Annotated in this window: 25 protein-coding genes and 5 tRNA genes; 25 read left to right on the forward strand and 5 right to left on the reverse strand. The window is 47.9% G+C overall.

Annotated elements, in window-relative coordinates; translation table 11 throughout:
• Nucleotides 1-25: 25 nt before the first annotated feature.
• From ASC40_RS02790 to ASC40_RS02800, 3 genes are read right to left on the reverse strand one after another with little or no spacing between them, the layout of a single operon-like run.
• A complete protein-coding gene (locus ASC40_RS02790; protein ID WP_055438241.1) occupies nucleotides 26-862 on the reverse strand; it encodes a DUF3034 family protein in 837 nt (278 codons plus the stop codon).
• The gene (locus ASC40_RS02795; RefSeq protein ID WP_055438242.1) at nucleotides 859-3,171 is read right to left on the reverse strand and encodes a putative bifunctional diguanylate cyclase/phosphodiesterase; all 2,313 of its coding nucleotides are present in this window, start codon (nucleotides 3,169-3,171) and stop codon (nucleotides 859-861) included. Before ASC40_RS02795 ends, ASC40_RS02790 begins: the two co-directional genes overlap by 4 nt.
• A gap of 16 nt (nucleotides 3,172-3,187) precedes the next feature.
• Nucleotides 3,188-3,850, reverse strand: coding sequence for a methylamine utilization protein (locus tag ASC40_RS02800; RefSeq protein WP_055438243.1), 663 nt, complete (start codon nucleotides 3,848-3,850; stop codon nucleotides 3,188-3,190).
• A gap of 75 nt (nucleotides 3,851-3,925) precedes the next feature.
• Between ASC40_RS02800 and ASC40_RS02805 the strand changes: the two genes are divergently transcribed.
• From ASC40_RS02805 to ASC40_RS02840, 8 genes are all read left to right on the forward strand, one after another.
• Nucleotides 3,926-5,287: a class II fumarate hydratase gene (locus ASC40_RS02805; RefSeq protein ID WP_055438244.1), complete on the forward strand. Its 1,362-nt coding sequence runs from the start codon at nucleotides 3,926-3,928 to the stop codon at nucleotides 5,285-5,287.
• A gap of 26 nt (nucleotides 5,288-5,313) precedes the next feature.
• Entirely contained in the window at nucleotides 5,314-5,979 is a 666-nt protein-coding gene (locus ASC40_RS02810) for an SDR family oxidoreductase (RefSeq protein WP_055438245.1), read from the forward strand.
• Between the two features lie 32 nt (nucleotides 5,980-6,011).
• On the forward strand, nucleotides 6,012-6,731 hold the full coding sequence (locus ASC40_RS02815; RefSeq protein ID WP_055438246.1) for an SIMPL domain-containing protein: 720 nt from the start codon (nucleotides 6,012-6,014) through the stop codon (nucleotides 6,729-6,731).
• A 138-nt stretch (nucleotides 6,732-6,869) separates the two neighbouring features.
• Nucleotides 6,870-6,946: transfer RNA gene (locus tag ASC40_RS02820), tRNA-Met, on the forward strand.
• A gap of 16 nt (nucleotides 6,947-6,962) precedes the next feature.
• Nucleotides 6,963-7,047, forward strand: a tRNA-Leu gene (locus ASC40_RS02825).
• A gap of 28 nt (nucleotides 7,048-7,075) precedes the next feature.
• Nucleotides 7,076-7,150 (forward strand) — tRNA-Gln (locus ASC40_RS02830).
• A 32-nt stretch (nucleotides 7,151-7,182) separates the two neighbouring features.
• A tRNA-Gln gene (locus ASC40_RS02835) sits at nucleotides 7,183-7,257 on the forward strand.
• Nucleotides 7,258-7,282: 25 nt separating this feature from the next.
• Nucleotides 7,283-7,369 (forward strand) — tRNA-Leu (locus tag ASC40_RS02840).
• A gap of 147 nt (nucleotides 7,370-7,516) precedes the next feature.
• On the opposite strand, the gene ASC40_RS02845 is transcribed toward ASC40_RS02840, so the two are convergent.
• Nucleotides 7,517-8,641 carry an FAD-dependent oxidoreductase gene (locus tag ASC40_RS02845; RefSeq protein ID WP_055438247.1) on the reverse strand — a complete coding sequence of 375 codons (1,125 nt, stop codon included), beginning with the start codon at nucleotides 8,639-8,641 and terminating at the stop codon, nucleotides 7,517-7,519.
• 13 nt (nucleotides 8,642-8,654) lie between these two features.
• Nucleotides 8,655-9,008 (reverse strand): DMT family protein, encoded by a 354-nt coding sequence (locus ASC40_RS02850; protein WP_055438248.1) that lies wholly within the window; start codon nucleotides 9,006-9,008, stop codon nucleotides 8,655-8,657.
• Nucleotides 9,009-9,034: 26 nt separating this feature from the next.
• Here ASC40_RS02850 and ASC40_RS02855 point away from each other — a divergent pair, with 26 nt between their 5' ends.
• The 17 genes from ASC40_RS02855 to ASC40_RS02935 all read left to right on the forward strand — a co-directional run bounded on the left by ASC40_RS02855 (nucleotide 9,035) and on the right by ASC40_RS02935 (nucleotide 26,119).
• Nucleotides 9,035-9,919 (forward strand): DMT family transporter, encoded by an 885-nt coding sequence (locus ASC40_RS02855; RefSeq protein WP_055438249.1) that lies wholly within the window; start codon nucleotides 9,035-9,037, stop codon nucleotides 9,917-9,919.
• Between the two features lie 77 nt (nucleotides 9,920-9,996).
• On the forward strand, nucleotides 9,997-11,439 hold the full coding sequence (miaB, locus tag ASC40_RS02860; RefSeq protein WP_055438250.1) for a tRNA (N6-isopentenyl adenosine(37)-C2)-methylthiotransferase MiaB: 1,443 nt from the start codon (nucleotides 9,997-9,999) through the stop codon (nucleotides 11,437-11,439).
• A gap of 15 nt (nucleotides 11,440-11,454) precedes the next feature.
• Nucleotides 11,455-12,444: a PhoH family protein gene (locus ASC40_RS02865; RefSeq protein WP_055438251.1), complete on the forward strand. Its 990-nt coding sequence runs from the start codon at nucleotides 11,455-11,457 to the stop codon at nucleotides 12,442-12,444.
• Complete coding sequence (gene ybeY / locus ASC40_RS02870) at nucleotides 12,441-12,923, forward strand: rRNA maturation RNase YbeY (RefSeq protein ID WP_055438252.1); 483 nt, start codon at nucleotides 12,441-12,443, stop codon at nucleotides 12,921-12,923. Before ASC40_RS02865 ends, ybeY begins: the two co-directional genes overlap by 4 nt.
• 18 nt (nucleotides 12,924-12,941) lie before the next feature.
• The gene (gene corC, locus ASC40_RS02875) at nucleotides 12,942-13,820 is read left to right on the forward strand and encodes a CNNM family magnesium/cobalt transport protein CorC (RefSeq protein ID WP_055438526.1); all 879 of its coding nucleotides are present in this window, start codon (nucleotides 12,942-12,944) and stop codon (nucleotides 13,818-13,820) included.
• Nucleotides 13,821-15,365: an apolipoprotein N-acyltransferase gene (gene lnt, locus ASC40_RS02880; RefSeq protein ID WP_055438253.1), complete on the forward strand. Its 1,545-nt coding sequence runs from the start codon at nucleotides 13,821-13,823 to the stop codon at nucleotides 15,363-15,365.
• A 48-nt stretch (nucleotides 15,366-15,413) separates the two neighbouring features.
• The gene (locus ASC40_RS02885) at nucleotides 15,414-15,605 is read left to right on the forward strand and encodes a hypothetical protein (protein ID WP_055438254.1); all 192 of its coding nucleotides are present in this window, start codon (nucleotides 15,414-15,416) and stop codon (nucleotides 15,603-15,605) included.
• A 43-nt stretch (nucleotides 15,606-15,648) separates the two neighbouring features.
• Nucleotides 15,649-18,234 (forward strand): leucine--tRNA ligase, encoded by a 2,586-nt coding sequence (gene leuS, locus ASC40_RS02890; protein WP_211256857.1) that lies wholly within the window; start codon nucleotides 15,649-15,651, stop codon nucleotides 18,232-18,234.
• Between the two features lie 34 nt (nucleotides 18,235-18,268).
• On the forward strand, nucleotides 18,269-18,760 hold the full coding sequence (locus tag ASC40_RS02895) for an LPS-assembly lipoprotein LptE (RefSeq protein ID WP_072243354.1): 492 nt from the start codon (nucleotides 18,269-18,271) through the stop codon (nucleotides 18,758-18,760).
• Between the two features lie 8 nt (nucleotides 18,761-18,768).
• Nucleotides 18,769-19,803, forward strand: a complete 1,035-nt coding sequence (gene holA, locus ASC40_RS02900) for a DNA polymerase III subunit delta (protein WP_055438256.1) — start codon at nucleotides 18,769-18,771, stop codon at nucleotides 19,801-19,803.
• Nucleotides 19,800-20,429: a nicotinate-nucleotide adenylyltransferase gene (nadD, locus tag ASC40_RS02905; RefSeq protein ID WP_055438257.1), complete on the forward strand. Its 630-nt coding sequence runs from the start codon at nucleotides 19,800-19,802 to the stop codon at nucleotides 20,427-20,429. The genes holA and nadD overlap by 4 nt, the downstream gene beginning before the upstream one ends.
• Nucleotides 20,430-20,504: 75 nt before the next feature.
• On the forward strand, nucleotides 20,505-20,828 hold the full coding sequence (gene rsfS, locus ASC40_RS02910) for a ribosome silencing factor (RefSeq protein WP_055438258.1): 324 nt from the start codon (nucleotides 20,505-20,507) through the stop codon (nucleotides 20,826-20,828).
• Nucleotides 20,828-21,298 carry a 23S rRNA (pseudouridine(1915)-N(3))-methyltransferase RlmH gene (rlmH, locus tag ASC40_RS02915; protein WP_055438259.1) on the forward strand — a complete coding sequence of 157 codons (471 nt, stop codon included), beginning with the start codon at nucleotides 20,828-20,830 and terminating at the stop codon, nucleotides 21,296-21,298. Before rsfS ends, rlmH begins: the two co-directional genes overlap by 1 nt.
• A 12-nt stretch (nucleotides 21,299-21,310) precedes the next feature.
• The gene (mrdA, locus tag ASC40_RS02920) at nucleotides 21,311-23,185 is read left to right on the forward strand and encodes a penicillin-binding protein 2 (protein ID WP_055438260.1); all 1,875 of its coding nucleotides are present in this window, start codon (nucleotides 21,311-21,313) and stop codon (nucleotides 23,183-23,185) included.
• The gene (gene rodA, locus ASC40_RS02925; protein ID WP_055438261.1) at nucleotides 23,172-24,281 is read left to right on the forward strand and encodes a rod shape-determining protein RodA; all 1,110 of its coding nucleotides are present in this window, start codon (nucleotides 23,172-23,174) and stop codon (nucleotides 24,279-24,281) included. Before mrdA ends, rodA begins: the two co-directional genes overlap by 14 nt.
• Before the next feature lie 27 nt (nucleotides 24,282-24,308).
• A complete protein-coding gene (gene mltB / locus ASC40_RS02930) occupies nucleotides 24,309-25,322 on the forward strand; it encodes a lytic murein transglycosylase B (RefSeq protein ID WP_055438262.1) in 1,014 nt (337 codons plus the stop codon).
• A complete protein-coding gene (locus ASC40_RS02935; protein WP_245622163.1) occupies nucleotides 25,319-26,119 on the forward strand; it encodes a septal ring lytic transglycosylase RlpA family protein in 801 nt (266 codons plus the stop codon). Before mltB ends, ASC40_RS02935 begins: the two co-directional genes overlap by 4 nt.
• Nucleotides 26,120-26,197: the final 78 nt, after the last annotated feature.

Genomic DNA, 26,197 nt, shown 5'->3' on the forward strand with positions numbered 1-26,197 from the left:
TTCCTTTTATGACCTTGTACCATAACTAAAAAGTCACCTGCACTGACCCGTACACACCACTTTGCTCTGGCGCCCCGGCAATTGTTTTCAAGTTTGTGTATGCCAATGCAACAGCGATGCGCTTGGTTGGAAACCACCCAACAAACACATCATGCCAGTCTTGTTCGTCGGCAAAATTTAAATGATTTGGCTTTTGTCGGTATTCAACGCCAACTATCCAATGGCGATTAATAAACATACCTACCGAAGCTTCAGCAACAAGGCTGTAATCGTCTTTTTTGTCACCGCCAAAACCGAGCAACCCCATCTCATTTGCTTTCGTTGCCCGTACCGTTAAATTTGCAAGCCAAGTACGATGCCAAGGGCCGTCCAGCCACGCCTTCGTTGCTGCTAGGTAAAAATCAGTACCACTATCGTCTGCAGCACCAACGGCATTAGGCAATGCGAATGTGGTGTTCTTTTTGTGCAGCGCACCCATGCTAATTTGCGGTGCTTTACCGTATACCACGTCGCCATATAAGCGGTATTTCACCCCATAGATAGCTTGTTCAAGCTCACCGCCTAGGCTTTCAAGCGTGAAACGTTGTCGCGCATAGGAGAACTCAACGCGGTTATCGTAATTCAACGTTGCCGCAGCAACATCAAGTTGATAGTCCCGCACATTGGCATGGTTATAGGCAAGCGTTCCACCCCATTGCCCTTGTTCAGCATAACTCGATAAGGTTGCCCATGGCACAATGCCACCACCACCAGCCCCCTCAATTGTAGTTAACCCGCCAGTAGCTAATAGTCGACCGAAATCCGCGGCCGCAATGGGTGACATAGACAAGCAAACCGCACCGATAAGTATCCTTATTTTCATTGGTTTTCCTTTTGTACAAGTTGTTCGTTGGCTTGATAGTCGACTAACCACTGCTCAAACTGCGGCGCGGCCAACGGTCGGCTGAAGTAAAAGCCTTGCATAGTGTCACACTGCAAATCACGCAATAAGTGCCAAGCGGCTTGTTCCTCAATACCTTCAGCAACGGTGACAAGACCAAGTTGGTGCGCCAAAGCAAGGGTTGAGCGAACTATGGCCATATCAACGTCACTATGAACAATATCTTGAATAAATGCCCTATCTAACTTCAACTCATCAACCGGCAAACGCTTTAATTGCCCAAGTGACGCATAACCCGTGCCATAGTCATCTAGCGCAATTTTGAATCCACTGTCACGTAATTCTTGTAAGCGCATAATCGCTTGCTCCGGATCTAACATAACCGCGCTTTCAGTCACTTCAAGCGTCACTAAATGACACGGTATACCGCGCTGCTGAGCCCCTTCGGTTAAAAACGCCACTAATTCATCCCACTGTAAATCCACAGCCGATAAGTTGATGGCTACGCTGAGTTGGCGACCTTGCTCATGCCAAAACTGCAACTGATCAAACGCAGCCATACAGACCCATCGCGTTAAACGATTAATTTCGCCAGTTTGTTCGGCTAAGGGAATGAACTCGTCGGGCCGCACTACGCCAAGGGCGTCATCGCGCCAGCGTAACAACGCTTCAACGCCAATCACGGCACCGTCGATACAACGTAACTTCGGTTGAAAATGCAACTGCAGGCGGTTTTCACGAACCGCTGACGGCAAGGCTTGAACAATTTGAATGCGGCGCAAGTGTTGCTCGTCCATACCCTGCTGATAAACCACCGCAAATTGTTTCTGTTGCTTCGCAAAACGCGCACAAATTTGGGCTCGCCGTAATAAACTATCGGCATCGTCGCCGACATTTGGAAAAGCTAAATAGCCAGCGTGAAACTCTAATAAATAACTCGTTTCAGCTAACCAAAACGGCTGTGATAACGCTGCTTGCAGCTGTGTTAATAAGTTTTTTAGGCTTGTTTCAGACTGTTTGTGACTAAGCAGTACAAATTCATCGCCAGCCAAACGACTAAGCCACCAATGAGAGCCACAGTTGTCACGTAACCTTTCAGCAACCGCGTGCAGAAGTTCATCACCAACTAGCTGCCCGAACCTATCATTCACTTCTCGAAAACGCGCAATATTAACCAGCACCACATGACCGCGCTGTTGGTTTTTTAACCTCGAGGCAAGCTCCTGTTGTAATGAGTTGCGGTTTGGCAAGCCAGTGAGTATATCGTGCTCTAGTTGATAAACAATTTGTTGTTCTCGCGCCGAAATACCTTGGCGCATTTGCTCAAAAGCGTGACCTAATGCCCCAAACTCATCATTTCGGGTCAGCGTAATTGGTGAGCTATAATCACCTTGCCCCAAGCGTTTTGCGGAACGCGTTAACTGCGCCACCGGCGATGAAATCATACGCGCTGTAAAGACAGCGAGTAGCACAGCAACAACTAAAATAGCGAGTGCAATAATCAAATATTGCTGCTGCAGCGTACGAAACTCACTCGCGGCTTCCTGCCGATCGGCACTAAACACCAACAACATGTTGCTATCTTCAGTTGCAGCGATAGGCAAATCTGCCAACGCGCTACTATGCGTGGCCAAATTTAGCGAAGCGAATAAAGTAGGCAACTCGGTTGCCTCAGAGGCTATTTTCTGACGCGCTTGCGCCGGTAAACTCGTTGCATAAATAGCCCGTGACGAATCATTTATAAACGTAATGTCTGCGTGGGTCAGCTGTCGCATTAGGGTGGCGAACTCATCATCAACTTCAAAGCCAAGCGTGGCCCATGCGATTAAGTCGGGTGCCATAACAGGTACACTCACCACCTGAAATATTGACTCTTCCACTAACATCAATTGCGCGCTAACCCGTTGCGAGCCTAAGCTTTGTGGTTGCCAACTCATGGCGTGTGTGGCTGCAATTTCCTCCCCCACGGGGCTTTGCAGTACCATCAAGTCAGTACCAATGCGCTCACCATGATTCACCAATGCGGAAATAATCGTGTTTTGGTCTTTACTTGCAATCGCCTCACGAAAGCCAAAGTCTGTGGTAAGAACTTCGGCGGTTTGTTGCAACTGCTGTGCACGTACATCCATTAACTCATTGAACACGCGCTCGCTGACTTCTAACTCTCGTTCTAATGTGCGCTCAGACTGTTGTGAGGTTGCTAACCACACAGCACCAAATGACACCATAAGCACTAACGCAGCCAGTGCCGTAAAGCTAATAATCAAGCGGGTTCGAAAAGTCCTCACCATGGTTTGGCCATGCCTTTTAGTTATTATTTTTCAAGCGATTAAACCGTTGCTGCAACGCTGACGGTGGTGGTGGGTTTTGCCCTTGCTGTGTTACGGGTAACTGTACATTTAGAAGCGTTTGCCCAGGTTTTACGCGTACTGCTAGTGCATCTGTTGGCTGATCGCCTAAGCCGGGATACCAAACACTAAGTTCGGTTACCGCTGGCACAGTAACTTGCCCCTGCGCATCCGTTATTTCACTGACCGCATATGGGCTGACATAAATATATGCTTTCATGTGATCATGTATGTTGCAGCCGAGCACCACCACGCCGGCTTGCTCGAAACTTATCTCTGGCGCCTCAATGTTGCTATACAGCGGCAACTCAAACGGCTTCGTTTGTGAAAATGAATACACCTGATGCCGAATATTGTCACTGTTTGGAAACGAAACGCTATCGCCCCGCTGAATGACTAATACAAAAGGGTCGAACAGTCGGTTTACTTGGTCCATCACCGCAACTGACGACACCTTTTCTCTATCTTCGGCACTCACCGCACTCACAACTGCTTGGGGCAATGGCTGACCATTTTTGTCAGTTACCGTCACCGTTAAAGAAGACTGAGCTTGCGCATTCCATGATGAACTTCCTGCAGCAACTGCCAACAAAATAGCGACCACAATTTGAAACTTTGCCATATAGGCCCCATGCTATGTTAAGAGTTGTTAAAAATTTATACTAAGTGACAAGTTACAATGCATCAAGGAGTTGTCATGGCTACACGCACTGAAAGAGATAGTATGGGTAACATTGAAGTTCCTGAAGATGCGCTTTGGCGGGCGCAAACTGAACGCGCTCGGCAAAACTTTCAACTGAGTCAATTACGCTTTCCCACCGCCTTTATTCAAGCGTTGGCACATGTGAAAGCGGCCGCAGCCATGGCGAACGTTGAAGCTAATATTATTACATCAGCGCAAGGCAAAGCGATCACCGCTGCAGCGCAGAAAGTCATTGATGGCGCGGTTAACAATGCTTTTCCGTTAGACATTTTTCAAACGGGCTCCGGTACCAGCACCAACATGAATATGAATGAGGTGATTGCGAGCCTTGCCCAGCGTGACCACAACGAAACTCTGCATCCCAATGATCATGTAAACGCCAGTCAAAGCAGTAACGACGTTATTCCGACAACGATTCAAGTCAGTTCGGCCATTGCCATCAGTAGAGAACTATTACCTGCATTAGAGCACTTAAAGGCTGTTATTGACAAAAAAGCTGACACACTCACCGATACCATAAAAACTGGACGTACTCATTTGATGGACGCCATGCCGCTGAGTATGGCGCAAGAACTGCAAGCCTGGAAGGCGCAGATTCAACATGTGCAAACTGCAATTGAACAAAGCCTTAAACAGCTATTGCAGCTGCCCCAAGGCGGCACTGCTATTGGCACCGGTATTAATGCGCCAGAGCAATTTGGCCACCGTTTCAGTCACTTTCTATCGCAACGCACGGCTTTAGAGTTTCAGTCTGCCGAAAACTTATTTGCCGGTATTGCTGGGCAGGAACTAAATTTGCTCGTTAGTGGGCACTTAAACGCACTTGCCGCTGTGTTCATGAAAATAAGCAACGATTTACGCTGGATGAACAGCGGGCCCTTGGCGGGGCTTGGTGAAATTAGCCTAAAAGCGCTGCAACCCGGCAGTAGTATCATGCCTGGTAAAGTGAACCCAGTGATACCGGAAGCCGTTGCTATGGTGGCAGCTCAAGTTGCCGGCCACCACCAAACCATTAGCGTGGCCGCCCAGCAAGGTAACTTCCAATTAAACGTCATGCTGCCTGTGGTGGCCTATAATCAGCTACAAAGTATCGAATTACTCACAAACGCAGCACGAGCCATGGCGGACCAAGCTATTGCCGATTTCACGGTTAATCATCAGCGTATTGAACAAGCCTTAACACGGAATCCAATACTGGTTACCGCCCTAAACCGGGAAATTGGCTACAACAAAGCTGCAGAAATTGCTGAGCAGGCCTATAAGCAGCAACGGCCAATTATCGACGTGGCAGAAGAAATGACAGAGCTATCGCGCGAACAGCTTGCACAGTTGCTCGACCCTAAAAACCTTATTTAAAAGTTATCAATTAAAGAGGAGTTAACATGTCTAAACACGTAGTCATTACTGGCGCAAATCGCGGTATTGGTCTGGCGTTAACCCAACAGTTTGTGAACCGTGGCGATACCGTGACCGCCGTTTGTCGCACGCCTTCAGACGCACTCAAACAATTAAACGTTAATATTATTGAAGGTATCGACGTAACCGACAGTGGCGGCATTGCTGCGTTAGCCAATAAACTCAACGGCAAACCTATTGATATTCTATTAAACAACGCCGGTTTACTTGAACGCGAGCAACTTGGCGCATTAAATACCCAAACCATCGAAGCACAGTTTCGCGTGAATGCTATGGGCCCACTGCTAGTGACCGATGCTTTACGTGGCAATTTAAGCGATGGCAGCAAGGTGGTTATGATCACTAGCCGCATGGGTTCAATGGCCGACAACGGCTCTGGTGCATACTACGGTTATCGCATGAGCAAAGCGGCCTTAAACGCGGCCGGTGTGTCATTAGCGAATGATTTGAAGGAAGCAGGCGTTGCGGTAGCCATGCTCCACCCTGGTTTCGTACAAACCGAAATGGTGAATAACGCCGGTGATATTAGTGCCGAAACCGCCGCTGAACGTTTAATTGCGCGTATTGATGAACTAACCTTAAGCACAACAGGTCAATTTAAACACAGTAACGGCGAATCTTTGCCGTGGTAGCACGTTCTTTTATGGCATAACGAGGTATCTGCATGGCAACTTCACAGTCTTCAAGTTCGGCAATTATTTTCGCCATTGGCGCGGTTATTAGCGCGGCGCTATTAAGTTTTGGCCTTACCGAAAGTGTGCAAAACTTTCGCAGTTTTGACCGTGTGGTTGAAGTAAAAGGCCTTGCTGAGCGTGAAGTTGCCGCAGATACCGCCATTTGGCCCTTAAAAGTGGTACGCGCCGGCGACAGCCAAAGCACCATTTATGAGCAATTAGACAAAGACGTACAAGCTATTCGTGCGTTCTTGCTCGTGAATGGCTTCGATGAAAATGAACTGTCCGTGTCTTCGCCCAACGTACTCGATAAATTAGCCGAGCGTTGGGCAACCGAAGATGTTGGCTTTCGCTACACCGGTGATCAAACGCTTACGGTATACACCAATAAAGTTGAACAAGTGCGTGAATTACGCCAGCAACTGTCTGAGTTGGGCAAAAAAGGCGTAAGCTTAAGCGGTAATGCTTATGAAACGCAGGTGGAATATCATTTTAATGGTCTGAACGACATTAAACCGAGCATGATTGAAGAGTCTGCACGCAACGCCCGCGAAGTGGCTTTGCGCTTTGCCGAGCATTCAGATAGCCAGCTTGGCAAAATACGCACCGCCGACCAAGGGCAGTTTAGTATTTATGATCGCGACTCAAATACCCCGCACATCAAAATTGTGCGCGTAGTGTCGACAGTAGCGTATCAACTCGTCGATTAAATGAGCAAATAAAGCGTTTTTTAAGCAATCACACCGAAATCAGTGATTTTTTCAGAAAAAGAGGTTGACGGTTCTCCCCCTGATTTGCATAATACGCGCCGCACTCAACGAGCGCAGTTTGATAAAAAATTTGATGTTGGCTACGTAGCTCAGCTGGTTAGAGCACAGCACTCATAATGCTGGGGTCGCAAGTTCGAATCTCGCCGTAGCCACCAATCAAGACCCTTTTGGGCGGACGTGGTGGAATTGGTAGACACGCTGGATTTAGGTTCCAGTGCCTCACGGCGTGAGAGTTCAAGTCTCTCCGTCCGCACCAACTCAAACTGTCAGGCGGTATACACAGTTGGGGTATAGCCAAGCGGTAAGGCAGCGGGTTTTGATCCCGCCATTCTCAGGTTCAAATCCTGATACCCCAGCCAATCGTCTTTAGTTTTCGTGATGCACCCAGTGTTGGGGTATAGCCAAGCGGTAAGGCAGCGGGTTTTGATCCCGCCATTCTCAGGTTCAAATCCTGATACCCCAGCCACTTTTTTTGTTTTCCCCTGTTTTTTGCGGGGGTGGCGGAATTGGTAGACGCGCTAGCTTCAGGTGCTAGTGAGCTAACGCTCGTGGGGGTTCAAGTCCCCCCCTCCGCACCATCTCGATGGTGAACCGCAAACAACAGCAAGAGCGCTATTGGATATTAGCTATCAGATATTAGCGAAAATCCACTAGCGCTTTTTTTGTGCCCAATATCGCTTGCCACTCTGATATCCAATATCTAATAGCTAATATCGCTTTTGTTTTTAGAAGCCAGTGGCTTTGCGTATTAAGGCGCTCTTCAGCGGAGCAAACTTATCAACCACAGCTAACCCTGCCGCAACAATGCCTCGCGGCAACAAATGTTCCGAACGAAAGCCCACATGAATCGCATCCATTGCGCGCATCATTTGCTGATTTTCACGCACTCTTGCTCGTTCATAGGCCGGCAGCGCAGCACTTAACGGCTGTTCACTGAGCTGCAATGCCAGTTCTTGCACATCTGCAAAACCTAAATTCACACCCTGGCCCGCTAACGGATGAATGCTGTGAGCAGCGTCACCAATGAGTACCACCGAGTGATGGGCATGGTAGCTTAATGCACGTTGTCGGCGTAATGGAAAGCTCGCAAAGCGCAGTACGTTATGGGGGCCAATATGGGGCGTAAAAGTCGCGGTCAATTCATGGTGCACTTGTTCTGGCTGCGCGCATAGTTGTTGCCACTCTTGCTCGCTGCGGTAGTCTATTAAACAAGCTTCATGACGGCTTAGTGGCAACAACGCATATGGCCCTTTGTCGCGAAACACTTCCCAGGTTGCGCTGGGCAGCTCGTTTTCCACATTCGCAATAGCTAATAAGCACCGCATGTCATAATCCCAACCGCGAATACCGATGCCCGCTGCTTTTGCCACTTGAGAATGCGCACCATCAGCACCAATGAGAAGGTCGTATGCTAAACTTTCGCCGTTGCTGAAGGTGACAGTTTGCGCCGGCAAATTAAACTGTTCGACCTTGGTTTCGCATAAAACTGTGACCTTATTAGCACGTAATTGCTGCCACAAAGCTTGTTGCAGCGCGTTGTTTTCAACCATTGCCCCTAAGCTTTGTTCGTTAATTTCAGCCGCGGAGAAGTTAACGCGTTGGCCATCGCGGCTTTGCACGGCTAGGTCGGTGTAGTCAAATACTCGCTCATTGCGAATGTGTTGCCATACGCCGAGTTGTTTTAGCCACTGCACGTTACGCAGGTGCACTGAAGAGATCCGCAAATCCCAGTCACCTTCGCTGATCACTTCAGGCGCCGCTTCAATAACGGTAACCCGATGCTTGTGTTTTGCTAGAGCCAATGCTACGGCTGCACCCACCATGCCACCGCCAATTACAACTACATTCATTTCAGGGCCTAACTTATCCAGTTAACTTACTTCGCATAATAAAAAATACTGCGCCACAAATACACAGCCCAGCCCATAAATAATCCCAAGTTAATTTTTCTTTCATGTAAAACAGGGCAAAAGGCACAAATACCGACAAGGTAATCACCTCTTGTAGAATCTTTAATTGCCCTAAGTTCATTACCTCGTAACCTATTCGGTTAGCTGGTACTTGCAATAGATATTCCACCAACGCAATTCCCCAACTGGCAAAAGCAGCGATAATCCAAGGTTTATCAGCCATGTTTTTTAAGTGTGCGTACCAAGCAAACGTCATAAAAACATTGCTCAACGTCAGCAAGGTGATCGTGATAAGATAACGGTTCATTTCATACCCTTTTTATTAAGGACCATATGGACACCCCGCAGCGCACAGTGGTTATTGCTTCAGCCTTAGTTTTGGGAGCTGAACTTTGTTTTGCCGGCGTTAGTGCCTTAGTCAAGTATTTGAGCACTGATTTACCCTCGGAACAATTGGTGTTTTTCCGTAATTTAATGGCGTTTGTGGTATTGCTGCCTTGGTTATGGCGTAAGGGGCCAAGTGCCTTCAAAACTAAAGCCTGGCGTTTTCATTTAACCCGCGGCTTAGCCGGCTTAGCTGCCATGTATTTGTTTTTTTATGCCATAGCCAACCTGCCGTTGGCTCAGGCCACATTAGTGTTGCTGTTATCGCCATTTATTATTCCAATTATTGGCCGCATTTGGCTTAAAGAGCGTGTTTTAACGCAAACTTGGATTGCAATTTTTATCGGTTTTATCGGCGTGTTCGTATTTTTAAACCCGGCGCAAACCACCCTATCACCCATTGTGTTGGTCGCTTTTGCTGCAGCTTGTTTAGCCGCATTTACTAAAACCTTGATCCGACAGATGTCAGCTACCGAATCATCCAGTAAAATTGTGTTCTATTTTTCCACCCTTGCCACGGTGCTTTCAGCAATTCCGCTACTATGGCGAGGCGAATCGATTGCCAACGAGCATTGGTTGGCGATTTTGGCGATGGGCGGCTTAGCGGTTGCCGGGCAATTAGGAATGACGAAAGCTTTTTCGTTAGCGCCAGCCGCGCGCGTGGGGGTATTTACCTACAGTTCGGTAATTTTTGCAGCTTTAATGGGCTATTGGTTTTGGCAAGAACCCATTACCTTAAGCATGATTTTAGGGGCCGGAATTATTACCGTGGCGGGCTATTTAGCTATTCGTACCCGCCGTAAAGCAGTAACTGGCGGCAAAGTTGGCAGTTAAGCGTGGTTCAGGCTAAAATAGCAGCCTTTTATAGGCAGTGCATACATTCACATTTGAGCAAGTGAGCGCGAAGATTTATGAGTAAGAAGTTATTTATTAAAACCTGGGGTTGTCAGATGAACGAGTATGATTCAGCAAAAATGGCTGACCTACTCAAAGCAACCCATGGCTATGACGTCGCAGCTGAGCCTGAAGAAGCAGATTTAATTTTGCTGAACACCTGTTCAATTCGTGAAAAAGCCCAAGAAAAAGTGTTTCATCAGCTCGGCCGTTGGAAAACTTTAAAAGACAAAAATCCAGACTTAGTGATTGGTGTCGGCGGCTGTGTTGCTTCGCAAGAAGGCGACCATATTCGCGAGCGTGCGCCATACGTGGATATCGTATTTGGCCCGCAGACTCTGCATCGCTTGCCAGAAATGGTCAAGCAAGTGCAAACGCATCATACGCCAATGGTTGATATTTCGTTTCCAGAAATCGAGAAATTCGACCGTCTGCCAGAACCAAAAGCTGAAGGCCCTTCAGCGTTTGTGTCAATCATGGAAGGCTGTAGCAAATACTGTACTTTCTGCGTCGTGCCCTACACCCGCGGTGAAGAAGTAAGCCGTCCAGTTGACGATGTATTATTTGAAATAGCGCAATTGGCTGAGCAAGGCGTGCGCGAAGTGAACTTGCTGGGGCAAAACGTCAACGCATTCCGCGGTGAGCACCACGACGGCAGCATTTGTCGTTTCGCCGAGCTATTGCACTTGGTTGCAGCCATTGACGGTATTGATCGCATTCGTTACACCACCTCGCACCCGGTGGAGTTTACTGACGATATTATTGAAGCTTACGCGACAATTCCTGAGCTTGTTAGCCACTTGCACCTGCCGGTACAAAGCGGTTCCGATCGTATTTTGACGCTTATGAAGCGCGGCCATACGGCGCTGGAGTATAAGTCACAAATTCGCAAACTGAAAAAAATACGCCCTGATATTGCCATGAGTTCTGATTTTATTATCGGCTTCCCTGGCGAAACAGATGCGGACTTTGAAGCGACCATGGACTTAATTCAAGCGGTTGATTATGACATGAGCTTTAGCTTTATTTACAGTGCTCGCCCAGGCACGCCGGCGGCTGATTTGCCCGACGACGTTAGCGAAGAAACCAAGAAACAACGCCTGCAATTGCTGCAAGCGCGCTTAAACCAACAAGCGCATGCACATGCACGCCGTATGTTAGGTACCGAGCAACGTATTTTGGTAACCGGCCCTTCAAAGAAAGACCCAATGGAACTTAGTGGCCGTACTGAAAATAACCGGGTTGTAAACTTTGTCGGTAGCCCCGATATGATCGGTAAGTTTGTTGACGTGAAAATCACCGACGTGTTCGTCAACTCACTTCGTGGCGATGTACTTCGTGTAGAGTCAGACATGGGCTTACGCGTTGACACGGCGCCGCAAACCATTTTGGCGCGCCAAGCGCGTACACAACCTGATGAACTTGGCGTGGCAACCTTTGTACCGCCCCAAGCAAATTAACACAACGAGGTAACTTTGAGTCAGTCTGTTAGCACTTTAGACTTTAATTTAGAACCAGCCGACAACCGCCGCATTGCAGATCTTTGCGGCGCGTTAGACGAAAATTTAAAGCATATCGAACGCCGTTTAGGTATAGAAATTAGTTATCGCAATAACGAGTTTCGCATTATCGGCCCAAGCCACACTGCGCAGGCTGGGGTGAAGATTCTGCGCGATTTGTATGTAGAAACGGCGACCGTTAAAGGCGAAGCAGGCAAAGTGACTCCGCAAATGGTTCATTTAGCTGTACAGCAAGCGAAAGTTCTTGAGCAAACGCCAGACAATGACCCAGCAGCTGAGAAAATGACGCACATTAAAACCAAACGCGGTTTAATTAAGCCGCGTAACCATAATCAGGCCGAATATGTGCGCGCTATTCTTACCAACGATGTCAATTTTGGGGTAGGCCCAGCTGGTACGGGTAAAACCTATTTAGCTGTCGCCTGCGCGGTAGATGCCTTAGAACGTCAAGAAATACGCCGAATATTGCTCACCCGCCCCGCCGTTGAAGCCGGTGAAAAACTTGGCTTTTTGCCTGGTGATTTGGCCCAGAAAGTAGACCCTTATTTGCGCCCTCTTTATGACGCGTTGTTTGAGATGCTCGGCTTTGAAAAAGTTGAGAAGCTGATTGAACGTAACGTTATTGAAGTGGCACCGCTTGCCTACATGCGCGGCCGTACGCTCAACGACGCTTTTATTATTTTGGACGAAAGCCAAAATACCACTGCTGAACAAATGAAAATGTTCCTCACCCGAATTGGCTTCAATTCACGCGCTGTTATCACCGGTGATATTACCCAAGTTGATTTACCGCGCGGTCAAAAGTCTGGCTTACGTCATGTCATAGAAGTACTCAGAGACGTAGACGATGTCAGTTTTACCTTCTTTCAAGCCAGTGATGTCGTGCGCCACCCTGTTGTGCAACGTATTGTGCAAGCTTACGAGGCCTTTGACGAAAAATCATGAGTAACGTTAGCGTAGACTTGCAAGTTGCCTGCAATGCAGACAACTTGCCCTCAGAGGCATCGTTCGAAAGCTGGGTTGAAGCTGCCTTGTTGCATGTGAATCACCAACAAGAAGCAGAATTAACCATTCGTATTGTTGACCCTGAAGAGGGTCTCGAGTTAAATCAACAATACCGTGGCAAAGACTATGCCACCAATGTGTTGTCGTTCCCATTTGAGTCGCCAGTGCCGCTGCCGGTGAATTTATTAGGTGACTTAGTTATTTGTGCAGCAGTTGTTGCCGATGAAGCCGACAAACAAGGTAAACAACTTCAAGCCCATTGGGCGCATATGGTTGTACACGGCACCTTGCATTTGCTAGGTTATGACCATATAGAAGACGACGAAGCCGAGCACATGGAACAGCTCGAAACAACTATTCTTGCGGCACTAGGGTACGCTGACCCTTATGCTGATGATTTCGCTGATAGCCAGCATTAAATGGAGCAAAAACAGCACATGAGCGATGATAATCCACACTCTACCAACGGTTCTGCGCGTAAAACATGGGCAACCAAACTGTTGCAAATGTTCACCGGAGAACCGAACAGCCGCGAAGAGTTAGTTGATTTAATTCAAGACGCCGAAGAGCGCGATCTTATCGACAACGACACCAAAGAAATGATCGAAGGTGTGCTTGACGTTGCCGAGTTAAAAGTACGCGATATTATGGTGCCCCGTTCACAAATGGTCACTATTGATATAAACCAAAGCGTTGAGTCGTTTTTGCCGCTGGTTATTGATGCCCAGCACAGCCGCTACCCTGTCGTTAGTGAAAACAAAGACCATATTGAAGGTATTTTGTTAGCCAAAGACCTTCTAGCCTATGGCTTTGGCATGACCGATAACGAGTTCTCGTTGGCCAATGTTATTCGCCCGGCCGTTATTGTGCCTGAAAGTAAACGTGTTGACGTGTTGCTAAAAGAGTTTCGCTCGCAGCGCTACCATATGGCCATTGTGGTGGACGAATACGGCGGAGTGTCCGGTTTGGTCACCATTGAAGATATTTTGGAAGAAATTGTCGGCGAAATTGAAGACGAAACGGACTACAACGAAGACAACAAAGCCGATATCCGACGTATAAATAAATCAAGGTATTCGGTCAAAGCCCTGACCACCATCGAAGACTTTAACGACTACTTCAACACCAACTTTGGTGACGAAGAATACGACACCATTGGTGGCATGGTTGCCCACGGCTTTGGGCACTTGCCGCAAATAGGCGAAGAACTTACCTTAGGTGGTCTACTCTTTAAAGTCACCGGCGCTGATAAACGCCGCATTCAGCAACTTCAGGTAACCATTGCGGATACCGGCAACGCTGTAGACGCCGACTAAATGAACAACAAGACCCGACTCGCTGCGTTATTGCTAGGTGGCAGCCTAATTTTTAGTTACGCACCGTTTCAACAGGTATGGTTAGTTCTGCCTGTGTTGGTCGGGTTACTGTGGCTAACTCGCCATGCCAGCCCAAGCGGTGCATGGCGTATTGGCTACTACTTTGGCCTCGGTTGGTTTAGTGCCGGCTTAAGCTGGATTTACGTCAGTATCGACCAGTTTGGCGGCCTACCTGTGCCAGCTTCAGTTGGCGTACTAGCCGCACTCTTTCTATATTTATCACTGTTTCCTGCCCTTGCGCTGTACCTATGGAAGTTCACCGAACGTTGGCTTGGGTCGGCGGCCATCGCAATGTTACCGCTCACTTGGCTCATTGCCGAAAGCCTTCGCGGTTGGTTGTTTACCGGCTTCCCGTGGCTTGAATTAGGTTACACACAAACTGACAGCTGGTTGGGCAACTATGCCCCATGGCTTGGTGGCAGCGGTATTACTACGGTGCTATGGGCCATCGCTATTTGCTTGGTTATGTGGGCTCAACGGCGACAGAAGCGCTTTGGCCTCATGGCGTTTGTGTTACTTATTGTGCCGTTTGCGCTACCTTGGCTGAGCCCCATTCACAACACCGGTGAACAAGCTCGCGTGTTGCTGGTACAAGGTAATATTGAGCAGTCTATTAAGTGGAACCCCGATCAGCATTGGCAGTCGTTAATGACCTACCTGGACTTAAGCCGCCCCCATTACGACAGCCACGATATTATTGTTTGGCCAGAGTCTGCGGTGACCATGCCAGAGCCATACACTGACGATGTGCTAACCAATATTCACAACGCCTTGGTGGCCACCGACACCACACTGATTACCGGCATTATTGATTATCAAAACCGTGAGTACTTCAATACCATGATCGTGCTTGGCCAAGACGCACCGCACAATATCATCGAGCCGTACGCTCATGGCCATACCAATCGTTACCAAAAGCACCAGTTGCTACCTATTGGCGAATTTGTACCCTTTGAAGACTTATTGCGCCCCTTAGCGCCATTATTTGACTTGCCTATGAGCTCGTTCAGCCGAGGCGATTATCAGCAAGCAAACTTGCGCGCCAATGGCTTTCAACTGGCCGGCGCCATTTGCTACGAAATCGCATTCCCAGAGCAAGTGCGTGACAATGTTCAAACCAGCACCGACTATATTTTAACCGTGAGTAACGACACCTGGTTTGGTGCTTCTCACGGCCCCGCCCAGCACATGCAAATTGCCCGCATGCGCGCCCTTGAACTTGGCCGCCCGCTGCTACGTGCCACCAATAATGGTATTAGTGCGGTGGTTGATCCTTTCGGCAACGAATTAGGCCGCGCGCCACAATTTACCGCTACCGCACTAAGTACGAAAGTTAACGTGGTTACTGGGCAAACGCTTTATCACAAAATTGGCAGCCTTGGCGCATGGTTATTTGCTGGCTTTATTGCACTAATCGGAGTTTTACTGCGATTGGCGTCATATTTCCCCAATTTCGGCGTGGTCAAGCGCAAGCAAAATCAGTAAACTAGCCACATTCAAACCCTTTTATTAGTCACCACATGGAGACACACCATGGAAAATGTAATTGCTGCACTATTATTCGCACTCTTAGTTGCCTCTGGTACTTTAGGCGTTTCTAGCCTAGGTATGTTTGTTTTCCACCGTCATGAAAACCGTGACACTCAACAGCGCGAGCGCCTTGAATACGCATTTTTCGGGTTGTTTGGCGTGGTTGTCATGTTAATGATGTGGTACGCACTTTAATTTTTAATTAAGCAGTTATACGGATAGTCAAATGGCAGAAAAAATAGCGGAACAGTATGATCCGTCCGTTGTAGAACCGGCGGTTCAACAACGTTGGGAACGTGATCAGGTTTTTACAGTTAACGAAGACCCAAACAAAGAAAAATTTTATTGTTTGTCGATGTTCCCTTACCCAAGCGGCAAGCTACACATGGGCCACGTACGTAACTACACGTTAGGTGATGTGGTTGCTCGGTTTGAGCGCATGCAAGGTAAAAACGTGTTGCAACCTATGGGTTGGGACGCCTTTGGTTTGCCTGCAGAAAATGCGGCTATCCAAAACAAAACTGCCCCCGCAAAGTGGACTTACCAAAACATCGATTACATGCGTAACCAGCTTAAATCACTTGGTTTTGGTTATGACTGGTCGCGCGAAATTGCTACCTGCACCCCTGAATATTACCGCTGGGAACAATGGTTTTTCACCAAGCTTTTTGAAAAAGGCTTAGTGTACAAGAAAAACGCCACTGTCAATTGGGACCCAATTGACCAAACCGTACTTGCCAATGAGCAAGTTATCGACGGTCGTGGTTGGCGTTCAGGTGCTTTGGTTGAACAAAAAGAAATTCCGCAATGGTTTATTAAAATCACCGACTATGCGGATGAATTACTGAGCGATCTTGACCAGTTAGACGGTTGGCCAGAGCAAGTTAAAACCATGCAGCGCAACTGGATTGGTCGCTCTGAAGGTGTCGAAATTGACTTCACTATCGTCAACAGCGCTGAGCACTTAACGGTATACACCACCCGCCCAGACACCTTATATGGTGTCACCTATATGGCGGTAGCTGCACAACATCCATTAGCGCAACAGGCCGCACAAAGTAATCCTGAGTTGGCACAGTTTATTGAATCCATCAAAAACACCAAAATGGCTGAAGCCGACTTGGCGACCATCGACAAAAAAGGTATGGATACTGGCGTACGCGCCGTTCACCCCATGACCGGCGAAGAAATTCCTGTGTGGGTTGCTAACTTTGTTTTAATGGATTACGGCTCAGGTGCCGTTATGGCGGTACCAGCACACGACCAGCGCGACTGGGAATTTGCAACCGCTTATAACTTACCTATTCAAGTGGTAATAGACCCAGCTAGCGGCGAAGAAGATATTGCAGCAGGCGCTATTACCACCAAAGGCACAACCATTAACTCAGGTGAGTACAACGGCTTAAGCAGCGATAACGCATTTAATGCCATTGCTGATGAGCTTGAGCAACGCGGTATTGGTCGTCGCCAAGTAAACTATCGCCTACGCGATTGGGGCGTTTCGCGGCAACGTTATTGGGGCACCCCCATTCCAATGTTGAACTTAGAGAATGGCGAGTCCGTTCCAGTTCCAGCCGACCAATTGCCAGTGCGCCTGCCAGAAGACGTGGTTATGGACGGTACAACGTCGCCAATTAAAGCCGATGAAAACTGGCGCAAAACCACCTATAACGGTCAACCAGCCGAACATGAAACTGACACCTTCGACACCTTTATGGAGTCGTCGTGGTATTACGCGCGCTACTGTAGCGCTAATTTTCATGACGGCATGCTAAATCCAGAGCAAGCCAACTATTGGCTGCCTGTTGATCAATATATTGGTGGTATTGAACACGCAATTTTGCATCTGCTCTATGCACGCTTTTTCCATAAATTACTGCGCGACACCGGCTTAGTGAGTTCAGATGAGCCATTCAAACGCTTGCTAACCCAAGGCATGGTTTTGGCTGACAGTTACTTCCGTGAAGACGCCTCGGGTAAAATTACTTGGTATTCACCGCTTGACGTGGATATTCGCCGCGACGAAAAAGGCCGCATTGTTGAAGCGACGTTACGCAGCGACGGTAAGCCAGTTACTCATGGCGGCATGACCAAAATGTCAAAGTCAAAAAACAATGGCATTGACCCACAGGTTATGATCGACAAATACGGCGCCGACACCGTGCGTTTGTTTATGATGTTCGCAGCACCGCCAGAAGCAACGCTTGAGTGGGCTGACTCGGGTGTTGAAGGTGCACAGCGTTTCTTACGCCGCGTATGGCGCTTGGTTGGTGATTTTGTGGAGGTTGCTGAACAACCACGCAGCCAAGCTTGGCAGCAAGCCAGCGAAGCGCAGCAAGAGCTGCGTCGTGAAGTACATCGCACCATTCAAAAAGTCTCCGACGACATGGGCCGTCGACAACAATTTAATACGGCCATTGCTGCGGTGATGGAATTACTAAACCGCTTGCAGAAAGCGCCGTTAGACAGTGATCTTGATCGCGGTATTATGGCTGAAGCCATTGACGCTGTCGTGCGTATGTTAGCACCTATTACCCCGCATTTAAGTGAAGCCCTGTGGCAAGCCTTAGGCCACAGCAGCGACATTAACTTTGCGCCGTGGCCAAGCTTTGACGAAAGTGCGCTGGTTGAAACTTCGGTTCTCGTTGTGGTTCAAGTAAACGGCAAAGTACGCAGCAAAATCACCGTACCGGCGGATGCAACACAAGAGCAAGTTACCGCTGTTGCCATGGCCGACGACAACGTACAGCGTTTTATTGACGGCAAAACAGTGCGTAAGCAAATTTATGTACCGGGCAAGCTGTTTAACATTGTGGCGAACTAAATTGTCCCAAACTCACATGGAACCCTAGCTACTTATGATGCGTCAGTTACTGCAATATCTTGTCATACTGTTAGTCACCCTCACATTGGTTGGGTGTGGCTTTCACTTGCGCGATAGTTATCAGTTACCGCCAAACATGCATAACGTAGCTATTGAAGCCTCAGCGTTTAGCGAGTTTCGCAGCGTTCTTAAGCAGCGTTTCGAATTAGCCGGCGCTGAGATTGTTGCTGCTGAGCAGGCTGGTTTAGTGGTTATGGTTATCAATGATCAACTTAATCGGCGTACTTTATCTTTATCGCAGTCGGGCCAAGTTGCCGAATACGAGCTTATCTATACGGTAAATTATCAGCTGCTATTGCCCGACAAAGCACCGCGAGAGCTGCAAGTTGAGGTTTATCGTGACTATCAAGATGACCCCAACTTTGCTCTTGCGAAGACCCGCGAGCGTGAGGTTTTAGTCCGTGAAATGCGTGATGAGGCTGCGCGCCAGCTATTGCGTCAAACCATTGCCCAATTGATAGAATAAGGCTCAACATGCAAGCTTCACCGGCGCAAGTAACTCCAGCACAATTGCCCGGCTTCTTTGAACGCCAAGGCTTGCCGCCTGTTGTATGTGTTTTCGGCGATACCCCGCTGTTGATTGATGATGCGCTGCAACTCATTCGCCATCACGCGCGTCAACAAGGCATTGATGAACGGTTGCGATGGTTACAAGACGCTCAATTTGATTGGCAACAATTGTTTGATCAAAGCGCCAGCTTAAGCTTATTTTCAAGCGTGCGGCTCGTTGAGCTAGAAATGCCAGAGGGCAAACCTGGTCGTGATGGCGGCGATGCTCTGCGGCAATACGCACAAGCTCCCGCCGCTGACCAAATTTTGGTCGTTATTGGCCCAAAACTCAAACAAGAGCAACTTAAAGCCAAATGGTATAAAGAATTAACAAGCCAAGGCTTGCTGGTCAATGCGAATAGCCCAGATCGCGCAGCACTGCCGCGCTTTGTTCAAAGCCGCGCGCAACGACATCATATTCAGCTAGATACTGCAGCGACGCAACTATTAGCAGACTGGTTTGAAGGGAACCTTCTGGCGTTAGACCAAGAACTACAAAAACTAGCGTTATCTGACCTCCGCCAACCCATTACCGCTGAAGCGATACAATCTGCGGCAGAAGATCAAAGTCGTTTTAATGTGTTTGCACTACAAGAAGCCATTATTCAAGCCGACCTCGACAACGCATTGCACCGGCTGGCGAGGTTATTTGAAGAAGACGTTGAGCCAGCTATTCTAAATTGGATGTTACAACGTGAATGGCAAACTCTAAGCAACTTACACCAAGCCACGAACTTTAGTGACGCCTGTCGTCGCAATGGTGTTTGGCGCAATCAAGAGAATGCCTATCGGCAATTCTGCCAGCGCATGTCAGCGCCTGCATTAAGTAAAGCGGCAGAGATATTGACACGTATTGAATTTGCATTTAAACGCGACAGTGGCGAGCATTACCCAACATTAGTAACCCACTTAGTTACCTTATATTGCCGCCCTCAACAGGTATTGGGCATACGGCCATGATACGAGCAATTTTAGGTGGCACCTTTGACCCTATTCATTGGGGCCATTTGCGTCCAGCGCTTCATGTTGTGCAACAAGTTGGCGCTGACATATTACATCTAATGCCTAGTGCCCACCCCCCTCATCGAGATTATCCCGGAGCTACAGCCCAACAACGTTTAGCCATGGCCGCTTTAGCCGCGGAAGAACTATCCCACTGCGAGGCAGAGCCTTGGGAGTTAGCTCAGCCTCGCAAGTCTTATACAGCACTTACACTGCAGCAGCTAGCGCAGCGATGGCCCAATGATACGCTGCTATTTTTGCTGGGTGAAGATGCCTTTGCGGGGTTACCCAAGTGGTTTCAATGGCAGCATCTACTTGACCATGCACACTTCGTCGTAATGCAACGTCCACATTCTCAGCGTCATTACAGTGAGCAACTGCAACAGTGGCTAGACAGCGTCGAAACCCAATCAATTGCTAGCTTACATGAACAACGTCAGGGCCATGTTTATTTAGCACAGACGCCCGCTCACAATATTTCCGCCACCGCCATTCGTAACGCTATTCAAACCGGTGCCCCTTGGCAGCATTGGTTACCAGCTTCAGTTGCTGACTATATTAACGAACATCAACTCTATCGCTAGCTGCTTTTTACCCTCGCTTCGTGCTAAACTGCGCCATTATTTTTTTGGTTTTTTATTAAGTGGAGCGTTGATCTCTTGCAAGCTGAACAATTACGCGATTTCGTCGTTGATAAAATTGAAGATTTAAAAGGTCGTGACATTAAAGTACTCGATGTACAAGACCAAACCGATGTAGCCGAATACATGATCATCTGTTCGGGCAACTCGAAAACTCATGTCCGCAGTATTGCCAACCATGTGGCAACCGAAGCGAAGCATCAGGGTATTCCACCAATCGGTATTGAAGGCCACGAGCATTCTGAGTGGGTTTTAGTTGATTTAGGCGATGTGATTGTCCACATCATGCAAGAGTCCATTCGCGATTTCTATGAGCTCGAAAAGCTTTGGAGTCGTAAATAATGCGATTGCGGCTGATAGCTGTCGGGCAAAAAATGCCCGACTGGGTCAGCACTGGCTACCAGAATTACGCCAAACGTTTTCCAAATGACTGCCAACTGGAATTAATTGAAGTGGCCGCAGGAAAGCGTGGGAAAAACGCTGATATTGCGCGCATACTCAAGCAAGAAGGCGAAGCAATGCTTGCCGCAGTAGGTAAAGGCGATCGGATTGTGACACTCGAAGTAACAGGTAAAGCCTGGACCACACCGCAACTGGCGAACCGTTTAGAGTCTTGGATGATGGACGGGCGTGATATCAGTCTGCTGGTGGGTGGCCCTGAGGGTTTAGCCCCTGAGTGTATTGCTGCTGCAGAAGAACGCTGGTCTTTATCACCGCTAACCTTGCCTCACCCTATGGTGCGTGTCATTATCGCAGAGAGTTTATATCGGGCTTGGAGCGTCACCGCTAACCACCCCTACCATCGCGAGTAATTTTAAGCACCAATGAAGCATAAACGAGTCACTATTCGAGATCATCATGCTGAAGCGGCATTGTTTGCACGTCGCGTTTTTGTCAGTTTGATTATTGTAGTGGCTGTGTTTGGCGTGCTGCTTAGCAACATGTACCAGTTACAAGTGATTGAGCACCAAAGCCTGCAGACTCGCTCCAACGACAACCGCATTAAAGTTGTGCCATTGCCGCCAAACCGTGGTTTGATTTATGACCGCCGCGGCCGCTTACTGGCCGAGAACCGGCCAGTACTTAGTCTCGAAGTCACCCCAGAGAAAGTTGCCGACTTAGACCAAACCCTAGCGCGGCTGCAAGCTATTCTTCAGTTAACTGACGACGACATCGCGCAATTTCATGAAAACCGTCGCCGAGAAAGGCGCTTCAATCAGGTTATTTTACGCGACCGCTTAACCGAGCAGCAAGCAGCACAATTTGCCGCGCGACAACACGAGTTTCCTGGGGTAAGTATTGAGGCACGCTTAGTACGTCATTATCCTTACGGTGAAGCAATTACTCATGCGCTAGGCTATGTGGCTAAAATAAACAGCCGCGACGTCGCGAATCTTCGAGAGCAAGAAAAGTCAGCTAACTATGCAGCAACTCGAGTTATCGGGAAATTGGGCATTGAACGCTATTACGAAGAGCTATTACACGGCACAATTGGGTTTCAACAAGTTGAAGTAGATATTCATGGGCGCAGTATTCGAACCTTATCTATTGACCCACCGGTGCCCGGTCAAGATTTACACTTAGAACTTGACATAGAACTGCAACAGTACGCCCATGATTTACTCGGCGACGACCGCGGCTCAATTATACTCATGGACCCACGCGATGGCGCCATTCGAGCCATGGTCAGCAAGCCTAGTTATGACCCCAATTGGTTTGCTCAAGGTATTTCTTATGCACAATACCAAAGTTTACTCAATTCAAAGCATTCACCGCTCTTAAACCGCTCAACTCAGGGCGGTTATCCCCCGGCTTCTACAGTAAAAGCGCAAATAGCAATTCTTGGGTTAGATGAAGGTATTATCCGACCAGATACTAAAATTTGGGACCCAGGTTGGTTTCAAATTGAAGGGGTTGATCACCGCTATCGCGATTGGCTGGCTTGGGGGCATGGTTGGGTGAATGTAACCGATGCCATTGTCGAAAGCTGCGATACTTTTTATTACGACCTCGCATTAAAACTTGGTATTGATAAAATTCACGATCACATGGTTCAGTATGGCTTTGGTGAACGAACTGGCATTGATATTTCCGAAGAGTCTGCTGCAGTAATGCCTTCTCGCGGCTGGAAGCGTGCGCGCTTTAATCAACCTTGGTATGCCGGTGAAACCGTATCTATTGGTATCGGTCAGAGCTATTGGACGACAACCCCCATTCAGTTAGCGGTTGGTACAGCGGTCGTGGTTAATAGCGGGCAGCGCCCGGTACCGCGACTATTAGCCGCCATTCAAGAAGGTGAAGTTAAATTGCCAGCTGTCGTTGAAAATAAAGAACCCGTTGTGTTGAAGAACGACAAGCATTGGAATGTAGCCAAAAACGCCATGGACTTAACCGTAAGCTCTATAAAAGGCACTGCACACAGAGCCTTTAAAGGGGCAAACTATACCAGCGGTGGAAAAACCGGTACCGCTCAGGTTCGTAGCCTAGGTCAAGAAGAAGAATATAATGCCGAGGACATTGCCGAGCGTTACCGTGATAACGCCATGTATGTTGGCTATGCACCAGCTGATAACCCGGAACTTGTGGTGATTATTGCCGTCGAAAATGCGTTAGGCGGCGGTGGAAGTGTAGCCGCGCCAATGGCACGTAAATTGTTAGACTTTTACTTTGAACAGGAACAAAAATATGCGCAGCGCTGAGCATAACAATCGTTGGTTACAGCGTTTCCATATTGACGGGCAATTGTTCGTTGCCCTGTTAGTGCTGGCAGTGATCAGCGCGTTTACCGTATATTCTGCAAGTGGCCAAGACTGGGGTATGACCCAACGTCAAGTAATTCGCATTGGCATCGCTTTTTTGGGTATGCTCGTTATTGCCCAAATTCCGTTATCCACAGTAGAGCGATTTTCATTGCCAATGTTTACCCTAGGTGTGGTGTTGTTGTTGGGCGTCTTATTATTTGGTGAGTCGAGCAAAGGCGCCCAGCGTTGGTTAAATATTGGCGTTGCAACTATTCAGCCTTCAGAAATCATGAAACTAGCAGTACCAATGACGGTTGCTTGGTTTATTGCCGAACAGGGTTTACCTCCGACTAAGCGCCGACTAGCTGCTGCTTTTATTCTGCTCATGATTCCTACCCTAATGATCGCCAAGCAACCCGACCTAGGCACCTCTATTTTGATTGCCAGCTCAGGAATTTTTGTCTTGTTTTTAGCGGGTATTAGCTGGCGATTAATTAGTTTCTTTGCCATTAGTATTGGTGCATTCATCCCTATTTTGTGGATGTTTTTAATGCGTGACTATCAACGCCAACGGGTGTTGACGTTTTTGAATCCAGAAAGCGATCCGCTTGGTGCCGGCTACCAAATTATTCAGTCCAAAATTGCTATTGGTTCTGGGGGCGTTGAAGGTAAAGGATGGCTACAAGGCACCCAGTCACAACTTGAATTTTTACCAGAACGGCATACCGATTTTATTTTTTCCGTATTTAGCGAAGAATTCGGCTTAGTTGGTGTAATCGGTCTTTTTGCTGTTTATGGTTTTATTATTTTTCGCGGATTGATTATTGCCATGCGGGCGCAGAAGATTTATCAAAAACTGCTTGCCGGAAGTCTTACATTAACTTTTTTTGTTTATGTTTTAGTAAATATAGGCATGGTTTCGGGCTTATTGCCGGTGGTTGGTGTACCCTTGCCGCTGATAAGTTACGGTGGCACATCGATGGTGACATTGTTAGCGGGATTTGGTTTACTGATGGCAATTGCAACCAATAAACGGTTGGTTATGCACGATTAAAATAATAACAAACGCTTAGGAGTGTTTATGGCGGGTCAATTCATTGTTCGTAGCTTACTGCTAGCAACGCTTGCGTTATCGAGCACTCTCGCTGATACCGCCAAGGCGACCACAACCAGCAAAACTGATGACTATCAACATCAGCGCGAACAGTTTGTGCAACAAATGGTCACCAAACACAATTTTGCGCGTGATCAGGTTGAAGAACTCTTAACTCAAGCCCAGCGCAACGAAGCCATACTCGAAGCTATTGCTCGCCCATGGGAAGCCAAACCTTGGTTTCAGTATTACCCTATTTTTCTAACCGAAAAGCGCTTAGCCGCTGGCTTAAAATTTTGGCATGAACACCAAGACACCTTAGCTCGTGCGGAACAGCACTATGGTGTGCCGGCTGAAATTATTGTGGCGATTATTGGTGTCGAAACCTTTTATGGCGGTTATTTGGGCAACTACCTAGTGCTCGATGCTCTATACACATTGGGTTTTCATTACCCGCCGCGGTCGAAATTTTTCCGTTCAGAGTTGGAACAATATTTACTGCTAACCCAAGAAGAGAAGCTACCGGCAACTGAGCTTAAAGGCTCATACGCAGGCGCAATGGGGTATGGCCAATTTATTTCTTCATCATATCGACATTACGCCGTCGACTTTGATGGTGACAACGTGCGCGACCTTCTCAATAATCCTGTAGACGCCATTGGCAGCGTTGCTAATTATTTTGCAAAGCACGGTTGGAAAACTAATCAGCCTGTAGCCGTACAGCTGGGAACAGAAGACTCTTTTGAAAAATTTGTCAGCAAAGGCCTCAAGCCGGACCAAAGCATTGCCGAGTTGCAACAAATGGGTTTAAAGCTGCCTACCGAGCTCGCTTCAGATTATCAAGCCAAGGTATTCAGTTTTGAGTTGGAACAAGGCCATGAGTACTGGCTTGGTTTCACCAATTTCTATGTCATTACACGCTATAACCACAGCCCTTTGTACGCCATGGCTGTGTACCAATTTAGCCAGCAATTACAACAAGCAAAACAGTCTCAACAATGATGAACGCGTCACGCTTAATAGCTTTTTGTAGTAGTGTGCTGCTGCTCGTTGCATGCTCGAGTGCGCCGCCTTCTCGCTACAGCCAAAAGCACGACTCTATTCCAAGTCGCTTACCTAGCCCCGAAGAACTGGTGGAACCCACGCCATCGTTCGAACCACCAAGCCGGCAAGGTAATCGCACCTATTCATTATTCGGTAAAACCTGGCATATTCTCGACAACGTCAGTGAATTTTCCGAAGAAGGGGTGGCTTCGTGGTATGGCGAAAAATTTCATGGTCATTTAACCTCAAACGGCGAAACTTACGACATGTATGCCATGAGCGCGGCCCACAAAACTCTTCCGTTACCCACTTACGTTCGGGTAACAAACCTGAGTAATAATAAGAGTGTTGTGGTGCGAGTTAACGACCGCGGTCCGTTTCATGGTAATCGTATTATAGATTTATCTTACGTTGCAGCTTACAAGCTTGATATGTTGAAGTCTGGCACCGCCAAGGTTCGTGTTGAAGCATTGCAGCCCAGTGAAACCAATGGGGTGTTAGCAACCACGCCTCCCCTAGCCGATTCCTCCACCCAGCAATATTTTATTCAAGTGCACGCTGGCAGTGACCCTGAACGATTAAAAGCGGAAGCCGAGAAATTACAGAATTTATATCAAGTTCCTGCAACTACTCAGCCAAACGATGGTCTATACAAGTTAGTTTTGGGCCCGTTTGCTGAGCCGCAAACCAATTCGTTGTTGGAGCAGCTGCGCAGACAAGGTTATCCCGACGCATTTCGGGTCGCGGTGCCCTAGGCAGTGCTAATTCACTGCCATTCATGCTATATTCAGCAACCTTTTATCTTGAAACCAGTATCTTAAAACATACAAACC

This window comes from Pseudidiomarina woesei (assembly GCF_001418345.1).
GTDB classification, from domain to species: domain Bacteria; phylum Pseudomonadota; class Gammaproteobacteria; order Enterobacterales; family Alteromonadaceae; genus Pseudidiomarina; species Pseudidiomarina woesei.